The 15,256-nt window shown below is 59.9% G+C and carries 11 protein-coding genes; 8 read left to right on the top strand and 3 right to left on the bottom strand.

Features of this window, described 5'->3' with window-relative positions; genetic code table 11:
- Positions 1–52 precede the first annotated feature (52 nt).
- On the bottom strand, positions 53–2,107 hold the full coding sequence (locus tag F0311_RS08195) for an alpha-amylase family protein (RefSeq protein ID WP_223881215.1): 2,055 nt from the start codon (positions 2,105–2,107) through the stop codon (positions 53–55).
- Positions 2,108–2,238: 131 nt separating this feature from the next.
- Here F0311_RS08195 and F0311_RS08190 point away from each other — a divergent pair, with 131 nt between their 5' ends.
- Positions 2,239–3,045 (top strand): hydroxypyruvate isomerase family protein, encoded by an 807-nt coding sequence (locus F0311_RS08190; protein WP_150461448.1) that lies wholly within the window; start codon positions 2,239–2,241, stop codon positions 3,043–3,045.
- Between the two features lie 126 nt (positions 3,046–3,171).
- A complete protein-coding gene (locus tag F0311_RS08185) occupies positions 3,172–3,855 on the top strand; it encodes a GntR family transcriptional regulator (protein ID WP_191089820.1) in 684 nt (227 codons plus the stop codon).
- Between the two features lie 38 nt (positions 3,856–3,893).
- On the opposite strand, the gene F0311_RS08180 is transcribed toward F0311_RS08185, so the two are convergent.
- Positions 3,894–4,988 carry a mandelate racemase/muconate lactonizing enzyme family protein gene (locus tag F0311_RS08180; protein WP_150461446.1) on the bottom strand — a complete coding sequence of 365 codons (1,095 nt, stop codon included), beginning with the start codon at positions 4,986–4,988 and terminating at the stop codon, positions 3,894–3,896.
- Positions 4,989–4,990: 2 nt separating this feature from the next.
- Positions 4,991–7,354, bottom strand: a complete 2,364-nt coding sequence (locus F0311_RS08175) for a hypothetical protein (RefSeq protein ID WP_150461445.1) — start codon at positions 7,352–7,354, stop codon at positions 4,991–4,993.
- A gap of 949 nt (positions 7,355–8,303) precedes the next feature.
- Between F0311_RS08175 and F0311_RS08170 the strand changes: the two genes are divergently transcribed.
- The 6 genes from F0311_RS08170 to F0311_RS08145 all read left to right on the top strand — a co-directional run bounded on the left by F0311_RS08170 (position 8,304) and on the right by F0311_RS08145 (position 15,143).
- Positions 8,304–9,560, top strand: a complete 1,257-nt coding sequence (locus tag F0311_RS08170) for an ABC transporter substrate-binding protein (protein ID WP_191089819.1) — start codon at positions 8,304–8,306, stop codon at positions 9,558–9,560.
- Positions 9,561–9,722: 162 nt separating this feature from the next.
- Positions 9,723–10,604, top strand: a complete 882-nt coding sequence (locus F0311_RS08165) for a carbohydrate ABC transporter permease (RefSeq protein ID WP_150461443.1) — start codon at positions 9,723–9,725, stop codon at positions 10,602–10,604.
- A gap of 34 nt (positions 10,605–10,638) precedes the next feature.
- Positions 10,639–11,487, top strand: a complete 849-nt coding sequence (locus tag F0311_RS08160) for a carbohydrate ABC transporter permease (protein WP_223881214.1) — start codon at positions 10,639–10,641, stop codon at positions 11,485–11,487.
- Positions 11,488–11,791: 304 nt separating this feature from the next.
- Positions 11,792–13,066, top strand: coding sequence for an ABC transporter substrate-binding protein (locus F0311_RS08155; RefSeq protein ID WP_150461441.1), 1,275 nt, complete (start codon positions 11,792–11,794; stop codon positions 13,064–13,066).
- A 48-nt stretch (positions 13,067–13,114) separates the two neighbouring features.
- Positions 13,115–14,041 carry a carbohydrate ABC transporter permease gene (locus tag F0311_RS08150; RefSeq protein ID WP_223881213.1) on the top strand — a complete coding sequence of 309 codons (927 nt, stop codon included), beginning with the start codon at positions 13,115–13,117 and terminating at the stop codon, positions 14,039–14,041.
- Positions 14,042–14,204: 163 nt separating this feature from the next.
- Positions 14,205–15,143 (top strand): carbohydrate ABC transporter permease, encoded by a 939-nt coding sequence (locus F0311_RS08145; protein ID WP_150461440.1) that lies wholly within the window; start codon positions 14,205–14,207, stop codon positions 15,141–15,143.
- Positions 15,144–15,256 lie beyond the last annotated feature (113 nt).

Genomic DNA, 15,256 nt, shown 5'->3' with positions numbered 1-15,256 from the left:
TAATCTCCTTCGTTGTTCAATCCTGTTGATGGCCTGTGATGAGGTCGGTGGTCTATGTGCTTGAATCGGCGGTGTTCCAGGTGATGTGCACGGTCTCCAACAGGTCCAGCTGGGGGATCTCGACCGTGGCGAGCTGCCCCTCCATGGTGACTTCGGCGGTGATGCCGGCCACCAACAGATGTGCCTGCGCCCCGGTGGCGCCGGAGGGGACCCGCAGGCGCAGCTGCTGAGGTGGTAGAGGGATAATTTCGTGCCGCTGCCCCCGCATCGCTGCCGGGGTGTGGAGGTTGACCAGACTGACCGCGCTCTGGTCGCCCCTGTGGCGAACGGCGATGTCGACCAGGCCCGGGCCGTCGACCTCGACCAATGCCGGGTCTTCGCCCATGGCCCAGCGCACTGAGTTGGCCAACAGCCGGCCGTGATCGGACTGCAGAGCCTGCCAGTAGATCTCTGCGATATTGAATCCGATGTAGACAGCGCGTCCACCGGAGGGGTGCTGGCTGGTCACCACCGCCGGGGCGCCGTCGTAGCGGCGGGGATAGACCTCCTCCATAGGCAGGTCCGGGTAGTCTGGGATGAACCGGAAGGCCACATCGGCTGCGGGGCCAGCTTTGACCTCGAGAGTCTTGGTGCCCCCGACGATGCGTTGGGCGCCCTCAAACCCGGTGGCCAAGGGGTGCTCGGGGCTGAAGGTGATGTAGTTGTTCTTCACCGGTCCGCGTTCATCGGAGACTACCTCCACCCCCAGTGTGTTGCCCAAGCCCAGTTGGGGCTGCCCGGGTGCGCTGTTCAGGGTGGCGTCAAAGCAGGCGACCACGCTGCCGCCAGCGGTCACGAACTCCTCGATGACCCCCAGCTGCTCATCACCCAGCTCCCGGGTCGACCCCAGCACCAGCACCCGGATCCCCTCCAGCGCCTCAGCGCTGAGGATCTGATCAGAGACATAGGTGAACGGGATCCTAGCCTCCAGAAGCGCCTGGTAGATCCCGTCTTCGTGGTCACCGGTGTGACCGGTAGCCTTATGCCACGGGGTGGGACCATCAGGGGCTCCGGCATCTAGCACCGCGACCTCAGCAGTGGGTTCGAGCCCTTCCAGCACGGTCTCGCATCTGGCGTGCAACTCAAAGGCCTCCACTACCGGTTCGATCCACCGGTTATCAAACAGCTCGGCCTTGAACTTGCAGAACCATGGCCTGCCCCCATGGATGAAGCCATCGACCAAGTAGGTCTTCAGCTCATGGGGATCTGTTACTGAGTCCTTCCACCGCAGAACGTGGTCCTCGGTGCCCACTGAGGACAGCAGCGCCATCGGTTTGCCCGGCCACAGCCCGGCGGTCCGTTTGCCGATACGACCCGAGGTCCACACCGGCTCAGCGCCCCACCGCCCCTGCTTGTCGATGACGAACATTGGATAGCGGTCCTCGATCTTCTCCCGGACCAGATCCCGGGTGATCTGCGGCCCCCGGTTCGGCAGGAACCGCACGTGAGGCTTCACCGCCTGGACCGCATCATCCCAGATCCCGACAAGTTCGCTGAATGCCTTAGCGCGCCAAGTGTTGTAGGCCGGCCAAGCCGGGTCGTCGAGATTGTCGAACCGAGGCAGCTCGAACCCCGTCTCGGTTCTGAACCGAGCAGCTACCGGTTCGGAGTAGGAGACTCCTCGCACCGTCTCCCATCGATTCGCGAACAACGCATCAACGTCATACTCTGCGGTGATCTCCTGAGCGATGGCAGTGATGTGCTCACTGAGGTAGGTGCTGAACGGATCAGTCCAATACACCCCCAGCATCGAGGAATGCTCCACCGGGTCGCCGTGCTCATCGCGGGCCAGCCACTCCGGGTGCGCAGCGGCAGCATCGGCATGTATCGCATGCGGATCCACCCTGGCCATGACCACCATCCCCAGTCTTTTGGCGTGGGCGATCAGCTCCCCAAACGGATCTGTATCACCCAGATGGGCGCTGCGGTGATGGAAGGGGATCTTCGTCGGATAGAAGGCCATGTACCCACCTGCACTGATGCACAGCGCATTCGACTGAGTCCGGCGCATCAGATCCACCCAGAGGTCGATGTCGAAGCTGCCGGGATCATCGTCGGTGAACGTCACCTGTGTCCACCGAGTCGCTCTCTCATACCAGTGTGCTGATCGGGACTGTTGAAAACTGCTCACGTGACTCCTATCACTCGATATTGTCTAACATGCTTACATGTCAGACAATTCTGTGGCAAGATTGGGTCATGCGTTGGAATACCTTTCAGATCAGTGCCAATGTCTCGATCATGTTTACCGAGCTGCCCTATGCTCAGCGGTTCGAGGCCGCTCGACAGGCCGGCTTCACCCGGGTGGAGAGCTGGTGGCCCTTCGCCGAGCCGGATCCTGGACAGCAGGAGGTCAACGAATTCCTCTCGTGGATCAAGACCGCCGGAGTTGAGCTGACAGGGCTGAACTTCTACGCCGGGGACATGCCAGGAGGAGAACGGGGCATTGCCTGCCGGCCTGAGCGGGCCGACGAGCTTGCTGCCAGCACGCAGGTGCTGCTGGCCATTGCTGAGGCCACAGGGTGCCGCAGCTTTAACCTGCTCTACGGGCAGCTCGACCCCGATCAGGATGAACTCATCCAGCGGGAGGTCGCGCTGGAGGCCTATCGCGGTGCTGCTCATAAGGTGGCCAGCATCGGAGGCACTGTGCTGGTCGAGCCATTGGCTCATGGGCTCAACGGTGCTTATCCGTTGACCACCCACCGTGAGGTCTTGGAGCTGATCGACCAGGTTGGTCACCAAGAACACCTGGCCCTTCTGGTGGACACATTCCACCTGGGGCATAACGGTATCGATCCGGCTGCAGCGATCACTGAGAGTCGCGGCAGGTTCGCCCACGTGCAACTGGCCGATGCCCCGGGCAGGGGCGAACCGGGCTCCGGGACCTTGGATTTCGAGGCAATCGGAGTTGCCCTGACCCAGGTTGGTTACACCGGCACCGTTGCTGCTGAATATAAGCCCACAGTTGCTGCCGCCCAGACCCTGGGGTGGTTGACAAGGAGCTAATTGGTCGCCCTCTGTGACAGGATGGCATCGTCCATCCCGGTGGGCTGGACTCCAAGCCCGCGGTCTCACGCTCCAGGTAAGGCCTGCGGTGAGGTGCCGAGTGGTACAAGGAAAGGAGGGTCCGGTGTGGCAGGCGCTGCGTATCAGCTGAGCCCGGCCTCTTTGCAGGATGCGCTGTTTGAGTCGCTGCGGTCTCGCATCATCAACGGAGAAATCAGCCCGGGGGAGAAGGTTACCGAAAGTAGGGTGGCCCAGGAGTACGAAGTCGCCCGCCCCACAGCGAAGTCCTGCCTGGACCGGCTGACCAGTCTGGGGCTTCTGCGCCGCAGCGCGCATAAGCCTGCGGTGGTGCCGGTGCTGACCGAAGCTGAGATCGAGGATCTGTTCTTCAGTCGTGCGACTTTCGAGTCCGCAGCTGCTGCGGCCTTGGCCCAGCATCGCAGAGTCCCTGAGGAGGTCTCTGCCGCCCAGGACAATATCACGCAGGCCGCTGCCACCGGAGACTTCCGAGCCCTGGTGAAAGCCGACATCGCCTTCCACTGGGGGCTGATCAACGGGCTGAACAGTCCCCGGCTGGCCAGGATGTACCAGATGATTACCGGAGAGATTCACTTGACCATCGGACAGTATCGGGCACATAGGCGCACCTCGATCCCCACCGTGGCTGCCGAACACCAGGCGGTCATCGATGCCATCCTCACCGGAGACTCCCAACAAGCAGCCAGTACCCTGCGTGATCACATCAACCTGGCAAAGGCCAGAATTCTTGCCCAACGTCGCGAAGACCAACCTGCTAGCACAGACCGGTGAACCACCACAGGCCTGTGCTGCATCGACTGGTGCAGGCCTCATAGCCGACTGACAGCCCGCTCAGCAGTGGTGATGAAGGTTTTCTCTAGTTCGATGCCCCACCCAGGGGCCCCCGGCAGCTCGACCATTCCCTCCCTGACTTCAAGGATCGGTGAACGGTAGATCCCTTGGGTCCAGTCCGTCTGCTCTATGGACCATTCCTGGCGTTGGAAGGCCCCCGGAATCGCAGCCGCCACATGCAGGGTAAAGACCTGCAGCAGCGAATCATTGGCACAGTGCGGAGTGAACGCTACGTTGGAGGCCTCGGCCAGTGCTGCGACCTTCTTGATCTGAGAGATTCCTCCGATGTAGCAGACGTCGGGTTGAATGATGTCGACCGCACCGGTGCCGATCATCTGCCGGAACTGGGGCAGCAGGTAGTCCTGCTCGCCACCAGCCACCGGGATGTCCAAGGCGTCGGCAACTCTCCGGGTGGCTTCCAGATCTGTAAAGGGACATGGCTCCTCAAAATGGAAATATCCATAGTCCTCCAGCATCCGGCCTACCTTGATCGCCTCAGCTGCGGTGTAACCGCCGTTGGCATCAGCACAGATCGCCACCTCATCGCCGAGTCGCTCACGAGCCAGTGGAACCAGAGCTCGGGTTCGAGCTTCAGCTGCGGCATCATCACGGCCCATCACCTCACCGATGCGCAGCTTGACTCCGCTGAACCCGTTATTCTGGATCGCCTCCAGCAGCCGGTCAACCTCTTGCTGGGGGCTGGTGTGGCGTACCATCGAGGACCCATAGACCTCTACTCGGTTCCGAGCTACCCCGCCGAGCAGCTTGGCCACAGGCTGACCGGTGAGCCGACCGAGCAGATCCCACAGCGCAGTATCGACCCCCGCTACTGCCCGGTGCAAGAAGCTGCCGGTGAACTTGTAGTGGCCCCGAAGGCAACGATCAACGAGGACCTCGACGTCCCAGGGGTCCTGACCTAAGAACCTCGAGGCGACCATCTGGTGCAGCACTTGGATGCTGATGCCGGCCTGATACGGAGCCACCTGTCCGATACCCACCAGCCCCTCATCAGTGTGAATTCGGACCACTCCGATATTGCCCCGCAACAGAGTCTCAATTTCGGTGATATGCACCCTTAGCCCACCTCCGAACCGATCTGGGCGCCGCCCGCCTCAGGATGGATCACCAGATATGGCATCGCTGAGAGTGACACCTCCAACCCCGGCACGATCCACGCCCCAGCAGAGTCATCAGATACGATGAAATACACTTGCACAGGGAACCGGGAATCCGTGTACTCGTCCGGAACCTGGCCCCGGTAGGTGCCATCAGCATCTGGGCGCAGCAGCGTCGACTCCCAGGACTCCCCCTGGTTCAGATGCCTGAAGTGGGCTCTTACCTGGGCATCCAGCCTGCTGTGGACCTGGACCCGAATGCTGAGCGGCTCACCGGCGGTGAATCGTTCCGGAACCTGGTAGTCCACCACAGGCCGTGAGCGGACAGTACCACTGGGGCTCAGCAGAGCATCAGCAGTCCCCGTTGGTGCCGGGGCAGCTTCAAACTCAGCTTCCAGATCGGCCAGATCCTGATCAATATGGACCAGCCGATCCGACCAGTGGCCCCGCTCCGATGCCCGATCCCCAAAAGCCAGATCAGAGACATAGACCCCCTTGGTCAGCGATGCCACCTCAGCGAACGCTTCCCTGGCGGTGCGGTAATGTTCCACCGCCACCCGCAGGGCTCCTGAGTCCCCGAGACGTACATAGATCTCATAGTTGATCGTCGCTCTGGTTCGGTGCGCAAAGAACCGACCCAACTGGGCCAGGACCACCGCATCGATGACTGTACGCTGATACTCGACAGAGGTCTCAGCGGTGCGCGAGGCAGCCGCAGCCAGATGGCGCTCAGCAGTAGCAGAGAGTTCCTCCAGCCAATCAGCAACCTGATCAGGGGTATACCGGCCGCTTGGATAGCCGTCGATCAGCTCCTGAACATACTCATTGACCGAAGCGAACAGCTGCGGATCGAACGCGCTGACTGCCCCGACAGTATGGGGTTCCGGGGTGTCAAAGGCGTACATCTCCGTCTTGCCCTGGTTTGCCAGCGGCATATTCATAAACATCTCAGGCCAGTAGAAGTTATTCGAAGCGCTCGGTCCGTGAAAAGTGGTCACCAGGGGCAGTATCCGACTCGTGGCTGCCACTGCCTCTTCCACATCCTGACCAGCAGCTCCATAGACATCATCCAGATACCGGCCCCATTGCGCAGAATCAGCCTCCGGGTTGTACAGCAGGCGTCCCCAGAGTCGATAGGTATAGGCGTACTTCTGCCAGGGATCGCCAGAAATGGCGAGCTGCCGATCAGCATATATTCTCCGCCCACCACGACTCCCGGTAGTCTTTCGGCCCAGGAACGTCAGTGGCTCACACAGTTCCACTCCCTGGGCGCCGACCTGAGCCGCTGCTCGTGCCATCCCCGCCACCTGGTCAGGATCCCCCCAATGCAGTACCCGCTGAGTCCCAGGCCAGATCCGGAACAAGAAACCATAATCCCGGTCCTGGTGCAGGAAATCTCCCATCCCGTACCGGGTGAACCTGCGTACTGCGCGGGTGACTCCACTGAGTCCTTCCCGCGGAGGGAGTGCGGCCTCCATGTCACGCACCGCAGCTTGGTGGTACGGCAGTCCCTGATGCTCAGCCCAGTACTTTCCCGAGATCATGAACGGTCCACCAGCGCTGCGGGCAGAATCCAGAATCCTGGAATCCACACCTTTGGAGTGCATGTCGATCTCTACTGCACGACCAGAATCTCCTGCTCCTTGGAACACCTCAGACCAGAACTCATGAGTGGGTTCATGGACCCCGCCTTCATAATGAACACGCACCGTCACCCCGCTGATGTCCGGGCACTCCCGTAGCAGCTGCGCCAACCCAGCTCGGCAATATTGGGCATGATTTGACTTGTCCAAGCCCTGGATCCGGTATCGCTGGCGCGGACTGTCCATGAAGTCATAAGCGTGGTTCCACAGCCCCAACTGGAAATGAATCCCTCGCAATGCGGCCTGGGAGCTGATCCACCGTAGCATCGCAAGATTTCGAGCACGCTCTTCAGCGTCCACACCGTCAGCTGAAACGTCGTACCCTTCAACATCTACAAGAAAGGGATATGCAAATGCTAAGTAGTTGTCCTGCGCATCCGGATCATGCGAATAGTTGTACTGCATTCCTAGAGCCAGATGAAAACGGTTGATCCGGTGCGTAGCAAGAGCTGTCAAGTACTCAGACCAAAAGCGCTTATCCAAGAACCAGGACATATCCTGCACATCACTGACCAGTGTTCTCAGTACCCCGCGAACCGCAGTGGCGGGCTCGAACACTCCAGGAGCGACCCCCCGCAGTGCCTGCACAGGGTCAGCAGCATGCTTGGCGATATCAGCTAACTCCAAGACCCCATACATCAACCCCCGTACACCACCGCCGGTGACTCTCAGTACGAGCACAGAAGATTCCCCCGAGACCTCAAAACTAAACGCTTCCTCACCCGCTGGCCCCTCATCATCAACAGCACACTGAAGCCACAACGCATCCCCACCATGAGCCAATACATCCACCGGGCCATCAGCAACACGAACACCTTGAGCATCCAAGATTGAAGACAAGCGTCCAATAGCCCAATCAACCACAGACGACCTCACAACCTGCTCAACCAAAGACACTCGAACCGTCACCTCAACACTCCTTTGGGTACTCATCGGTAGAGCGACTCGGGTCTTACACATGGACTCGCCCTGACAATCAACAGCACATATAACGATGCCTCAAGTGAGGAGCATCACTAAATGAGCAAACTTGCACAACGGGTGAGCACAATTGTTCAGTGAGGGGTTCTGGTTCTGCGCAAAAGGACTGCATGGAGTTGGAGTGCGTGCTTTCGTGCTTCGCGTTGCTGGTGCAGAGGGCGTGGTGCTTCACCCATGGAGTCTGTTCGCCACTACTGTGGGACAAGTCACTCTCCAGTGTGCTTATTGGGCTGGAGGGTGAGTGTTGGGCCTGGCCGCTGATGCCTCGGGGATTCGCTTCTCGGTGGTCGTGTTGGAGGTGTTGAGGCGAGAGGTTGCGTGCGCCGCGAGGGGGACTTCATGCATTCTCACATGCGTGCATGTTTGCACCTCAATAGTGCATTTGCGCACATGTGCTTCGCCTCACGTTGTGCCTATTTAGCTTTGTAGGGTGGATCACGCCGTCCCGGAGGTCTCGAGCTAATCACCACCTGCCAGACTCGGGCATCTTGAAGATCGCGGGGTGCAGTGTCGCCCAGAGGTTTGAAAGCCGGGCACACTGATTCTCCCACCAATTGAAGGAGCTGAAATGCACAGCAGTAAGAGAACTCGGCCTCTGACTCGGCGACCACTTTCAAGGAGGAACTTCCTCGCGCTAAGTTCAGCGACAGTGGGAGCCGGTGCATTCGCCGTTGCTTGCGGTGGAAATGGTGGCGGAGCCGTCGGAGATGGCGAGATCGCCGGTAACGTGCGGTTTGCTTGGTGGGGCAATGCTCATCGCCAGGAGCTGTACGCTCCCTTCGCGCAAGGCTTCGAAGATGTTGAGCCCGACGTTTCCATCCAGCTTGAGCCCGCGGAGTACTCCCCATACCTCGACCGTATTTCTGTCCAAGCCGGTGGGCGGAACCTCCCGGACACCTTCTGGATCCCGGCCAACCAGGCGACCAGCTTCGCCGACGCCGATGTGCTTCTTGACCTCAATGAGCTGCCAGACGACATCATCAACTTCAATGAGATGCCGTCCGACCTGGTTTCGTCATGGGAGATCAACGGTCGACAGGTCGCTCCGGTCTACACCCAGTACAGCCCGGCCGTGCAGATCGACCGCACCGCATTCGAAGAGGCCGGAATCACAGACCTTCCCGACGACGAAAGCTGGAGCTGGGAGGACTTCTGGGACCTTGCTCAGGAGTACAGCGATGCGACAGAGGAAGGCAACTGGGGAATCTCCTCAATGGGGGCCTTCTATCAGCATGCTCACCTGTGGATCAGGCAGCAGGGTGGCGAGATCTTTGGCGGCGGTGGGAATCTCGTCCTTGATCCAGACATTCTCGCCGGCTGGTTCGCTATGTGGCAGAGCGCCATCGACAGGGGTGCGGTCATGCCCCCGCAAGTCAGCGGCAGCGAGACGCAGTGGACGCAGACGGGACATCGGACAGGGCTTTACCTGGTTCAGCTCAACCAGTACTTGGACAACGTCAGCTTCTCTTCAGACCATGACCTGGACCTGTTCAAGTATCCAGAAGACTCTGACTCAACGGATGACTACCAGTTCCACTATCACATTCGTATGTGCGTGGCGCGATCTGCGGATAACCCTGAAGCAGCGGCAGCGTTCCTGAACTATTTCCTCAACGACGAGAGCGCAGCGGAGATGGTGGGCCTGGCCACCGGGTTCCCTGTGAATCCGAGCGTCATCGAGCGCATTGAACAGGACGCCGACGAAGCCGAACAGCGGATGCTGGACATGCAGGCTAGGGTCGACGAGCAGCCGATGCGAGACAGGCCTGAGCCCCCTCCGGCAGGCGCAGGGTGGCAGCAGCTGATCGAGAACGCCAACGACAATATTTTCAATGGCGGTCAGGACATTGACGATGCAGTTGCCGCCGGAATTCAGGACTTGGAGCAGCAGCTTGAACGTGGCTGACGTGCGTCCGACCCCATCTAGCTATCTAGGAAGGAGTTGATCGTGCCTCAGAGTGTCAACACTGTTGAGCCACCTAGCACTGCTCCGCCAGAACCACCGCATCGTCCTGAAGGGACGGCTGATCGGAAGGCCGCTACCCGTGGCCGCAAGAAGAAGAGCCCCATGAACAGGGTGCGTAAGCGCGACCTGCTTATCTTCATGGGGCCATGGACCTTGGGGTTCGTCCTGCTGACCGCTGGTCCGTTGCTGGGGGCGATATATCTATCGTTTACACATTTCAACCTGTTGGCGGCCCCCACGTTTATCGGTGTGGACAATTTCGTCCATATGTTCACCTCGGACCCCCGGTTCTACCGGTCACTGGTGGTTACCGGGCTCTATGTGGTGATCTCCGTTCCTCTGCAGCTGCTCATCGCGTTGGCGTTGGCTATGCTGCTGGATACTGGCGTCCGTGGGCTCTCGTACTACCGGGCCCTGTACTATCTGCCGTCGCTGATCGGCGGCAGTGTCGCGATCGGTATCCTCTGGAGGACAATCTTCGGGTATGAAGGTGGTATCAACCAGATACTGAGAGCTCTGGGGTTCACGGACCTTCCAAGCTGGGTGGACAATCCGAACACGTCGTTGATGACGCTGATCGTCCTTAATGTGTGGACGTTCGGGTCCCCGATGATCATCTTCCTCGCCGGGCTCCGGCAGATCCCAACGGATCTTTATGAGTCCGCGTCCATCGACGGTGCAGGAAAGACTCGACAGTTCTTCTCCATCACGCTGCCCATGCTGACTCCGCTGATCTTCTTCAACCTAATTCTGCAGACTATCAATGCGTTCCAGGCATTCACGCCAGCTCACGTCATTAGTGGTGGCACAGGTGGTCCTGCGGATTCCACGATGTTCTATACGTTGTATCTGTACATCGAAGGGTTTACGCGATTCAACATGGGCTATGCCTCGGCGCTGGGCGTCATGCTGCTCATGCTGATCGGTCTGCTGACCGCACTGAATTTCCTGTTTTCGAGATACTGGGTGTTCTACAATGACTAGTACAATTGACGCGCCGCCCCAGAAGTCTGCCAAAATGAAAAAGTCTATGTCGCCGGTCAAGGCGCGTAAACTTAAGCATTTATGGCTATTGATCGGGGCACTCTTGATGCTCTATCCCTTGCTCTGGCTCCTGAAGAGCTCGCTCACGCCAGAAGGGCAGATCATGGGTTCATTCTCTATCATTCCCGGGGATGTGACCCTGGAGAACTATGAAAGCGGCTTCAGGTCAGGTCCTGGTGGCGGCTTCCCCACTTATATCGTCAATTCGTTCATTGTGGTGACTGGTTGCGTTATCGGGAACCTCATCTCGTGCTCGCTGGCGGCTTATGCATTTGCCAGGTTGGACTTCCGGTTCAAGAACACGGCATTCGCGTTGATGCTTGCGGGAATTATGCTGCCGTACCATGTGGTCGCGATTCCCCAGTACATTGCTTTTCAGGAAGCTGGGTTGGTCGGTACGTTCTGGCCCCTGATTCTGCCGAAGCTGCTCGCTACTGACGCGTTCTTTGTCTTCCTGATGGTTCAGTTCCTGCGTGGATTGCCGAGGTCACTGGATGAGGCTGCTGCGATCGATGGGGCCTCGCCGCTGAGGACCTTCCTCAGTGTCATTCTTCCCCTGATGAAGCCGGCCCTGATCACCACCACGATCTTCACCTTCATTTGGAATTGGAATGACTTCTTCATGCCGCTGATCTATCTCACCAACCCCAATCAGTACACAGTGCCGCTGGGTCTCAGCACGTTGATGAGTACTGAGTCAGGGGCGGGGCTCGGTCCGTTGTTCGCAATGTCAGTAGTCTCCCTGATTCCAGTGGTGGCGTTCTTCATCTTCACTCAGCGGTACATCATTCGAGGTATCGCAACAACTGGAATGAAGAGCTGACGACTCTCCCCCAATGGGTCGGGGAGTTGACTTACTGACCCCTGATAGGTGGGGTTTCGTCTCCGTCGTCTCGTTGGAGGCGGGTAGGGGTCTGAGTTTGAGTGGTGAGCGCGGCGCATGCTGAGTTGTGCTGTGTCGTTTGACACCTTCGGCGCGGGTATTTAGTCTTGCGAAAAGACGAAATGTATGTCACATCTGCCGTGGGGCGCGAAGCTGTCCGCATTCGGCCATCCGGATGCTGCAGCCCGCACTCGTACCCGCAGCCCGCACGGCGCTCGCACTGCAATATGAAAGGACCTACGTGATGTCACGTCACCGCACTATGCGCGCCGGCACCGCCGGTGTTGCCGCCGCTTCTTTGTTCGCTCTCACCGCCTGCGGCGGGGGAGGGGACGGGGCCTCCGCCTGGATTCTCACCGGAGGCGGTTGGCCCGCTATCGAAGAGGACCTCGAGCGTTTCGAGGAGGCCCACGACGTCGAGATCGATGTCGAGGCCCTGGAGAACGACGCCTATAAGCAGCAGATCCGTACAGCGGTCGGCTCCGGCGATGCCCCGACCCTGATCATGTCCTGGACCGGGGGTGCCCTGCTGGAGTACGTCGAGGAGGACCGCGTGGTCCCGCTCGACGGTGAGACGGGCGATCTCGAGAGCCGAGTCCACGAGTCGGTGTGGCAGAACGGTGTGGTGGATGGCTCTGTCTACGCTGTGCCGCTGAACGATGTGCAGCCGGTAGTGCTCTACTACAACCAGGAGGTACTCGACGAGCACGGCCTGGACCTGCCCGAGACCTGGTCCGATGTGGAAGACATCATTGACACCCTGGACGGGGTGGACGATGTGGACGCCTTCTCCCTGGCCGGGGGCTCCATCTGGCCCGCTTTCATGTGGCTGGCCTACCTCACCGACCGGCACGGCGGCGAGGGCGCCTTCCAGGCTGTGGTCGAGGGCGAAGATGGCGCCTGGGACAACGAGTCCATCATCTGGGCATTGGAGACCATGCAGGAACTCGGGGAGAACGGCTTCATCGGCAACTACAACGCCGTGACCGCCGACCAGAACGAGGACGCCCAGCTGCTGGCTGACGGCCGCGCTGCCTTCCTGCTGCAGGGCTCCTGGGTCTACGCCACCATCAACCAGGACTTCCCCGAGTTTGCCGACTCTGGCAACTTCGGATTCACCGAGTTCCCGGTCCTGGAGGACGGCGCAGGAGACCCCAGCAACATCGTGGGCAACCCGGCCAACTTCTGGTCGATCTCCGCCGATGCCTCTGAGGAGGAGCAGGAAGTGGCCCGCACCTACCTTTCCGAGCACCTCTACAATGACGAGACCGTAGACCAGATGCTCGACAACGGTTCGCTGCCGCCGCTTAACGACATCGAAGATCGGTTCGCAGGTGCTGAGGCCGAGGACTTCCTGACCTTCGCCAACGAACTGGCCGCCAACGCCAACCACTTCCAGCTCTCCTGGGACCAGGCCATCTCCCCCTCGGAGGAGCAGGCCTTCGGTGACGCGCTGGCCGAGATCCTGCAGGGCAGCAGCACCCCGCAGGACTTCGTGGACACCATGAACGCTCAGTGAGCTGACCGCTCACTGCGCACCAAAACCGAAAGAAGCTGTCCTTAATCAATGACTGCCACTGCCTCAACTGACACCGCAGTCCGAGACACAGGTGCCGGGAAGCGCCGTCAGGGACCCACGTTCCTGATGGCGCTTCCCGCCGTCCTGTTCTTCGGATTCTTCGCCCTGATCCCTCTGGGCGGAGTTCTGGTCATCTCATTCATGGAGTGGAACATCCTGGGCACACCCTCCTGGGTGGGCCTGGACAACTGGGACACCGTGATCAACGACCGCCCGTTCACCTGGCGGGCGCTGACCCTGACCCTGCTGTTCGTGGTGGGCTCCTACCTCTTCCAGGCTCCAATTGCCCTGATGCTGGGCGTCTTCATGGCTGGTCAGCAGCGCTACCGAGCCTTCCTCTCAGTGCTTTACTTCCTGCCGCTGCTTTTCTCCTCGGTGGCAGTGGGTCTGACTTTTCAGTCGCTGTTCAGCCCCTACTACGGCATGTCCGCAGCGTTACCCTTCGACTGGCTGCCCAATGACTGGCTGACCAACTCTGACATCGTGATGTACGTGATGATCTTTGTGGTCGGTTGGTGCTTCATCCCCTTCCACGCCCTGCTCTACCAGGCAGGTGTGCGGCAGATCCCGGCCGATATGTACGAGGCGGCCACCATTGACGGGGCAGGGCGAATCCGGCAGTTCTTCTCCATCACCCTGCCCCAGCTGCGCTACACCATCATCACCTCATCCACCCTGATGCTGGTGGGCTCGCTGACCTACTTCGACCTCATCTTCGTACTCACCGGAGGCCAGCCCGCCAACGCTGTGCGTATCCTGCCGCTGGACATGTACATCACCGGGTTCAGCGCCAATAACCTCGGCCACGCCTCGGTGATCGCGGTGATCTTGGTGGCCATCGGCCTGACCATGTCACTGGCTCTCAACAAGCTCTCCGGCTCTTCCAAAATGGAGTCCGACAAGGCAGGTGCCTAGGCATGACTCCAGCTCGTATCGCATACTGCGCGGCGTCACGTGGACAGTTCGCGGCGCCTCATTCGGTCAAAGATGCTTCCCGGATCCCCTCCCTCAACCGTTTTGCGAGTCACCTCACAGTGCGCCTGCTCGCCACGGCTCATGAACAGGAGACATGCCTCCCATGACACACGCTGCATCCACAGAGTCCAAGGTTCCCCAGGCCGGTACTGCTCTGGATCCCACCGAGCCTGACGGCGGCGTCGTCGGGCTGAAGAAACCCAAACCGGGCAAGGCCAAGAAGCCCGGCGAGTCTCCCAATATCTTTGCCGGGGTCTTCGGCTGGGTCTGGCTGGCAGTGATCATCCTGCCGATCTACTACATCATCATCACCAGCTTCCGGACCAGCCAGGATCTGCGGGCCAACAACCAGCTGATCCCCACCGCTGAGCCCACGCTGGACGCGTTCATCCTGGTCATCCAGAATGATTTCTTCCACTTCTTCTTCAACTCAGTGATCGTCACCGCCTCCACGGTGGCGGTGGTGCTGGCGGTCTCGCTGATGGCCGCCTACTACATCACCCGCTCTACCACCTGGGGCGGCACTCGGCTGTTCCAGCTGATCCTGCTGGGCATTGCCATTCCGGTGCAGGCTACCATCATCCCGGTGTACTACCTGATCCGGCAGCTGGGTCTCTATGACACCCTGTGGGCGCTGATCCTGCCGCAGATTGCCTTTGCGATCCCGCTGAGTGTGCTGATTATTGTGAACTTCGTTCGCGATATTCCCAACGAACTCTTCGAGTCCATGCGCGTGGACGGAGCAGGAGAGTGGAAGATCCTCGGCTCGCTTGTGGTGCCGATGGCCAAGCCGGCGCTGATGACCGTGGGCATCTACCAGGCCCTGCAGGTCTGGAACGGGTTCCTGTTCCCGCTGGTGCTCACCCAGTCCCGTGACGTGCGCGTGCTGCCGTTGAGCCTCTGGGAATACCAGGGACAGTTCGGCATCAATGTGCCCGCCACTCTGGCCGCTGTGGTGCTCTCCGCGCTGCCGCTGCTGGTGGCCTACATTCTGGGCCGCCGCTACATTGTGGCTGGCCTGACCGCCGGCTTCGGCAAGTAATCCGCCCGCCCCCATCCGTTGAGTGCATGCTATGAGCAGTATTTTCGCCCGATAACAGCCCAAACTGCTGCACAGATCATGCACCCAAGGGTGAAGACGTCCCCAACACGCTG

The sequence above is a fragment of the Nesterenkonia ebinurensis genome (assembly GCF_008711175.1).
Taxonomy (GTDB): Bacteria; Actinomycetota; Actinomycetes; order Actinomycetales; family Micrococcaceae; genus Nesterenkonia; species Nesterenkonia ebinurensis.
This window is presented reverse-complemented; position numbering and strand designations above follow the sequence as displayed.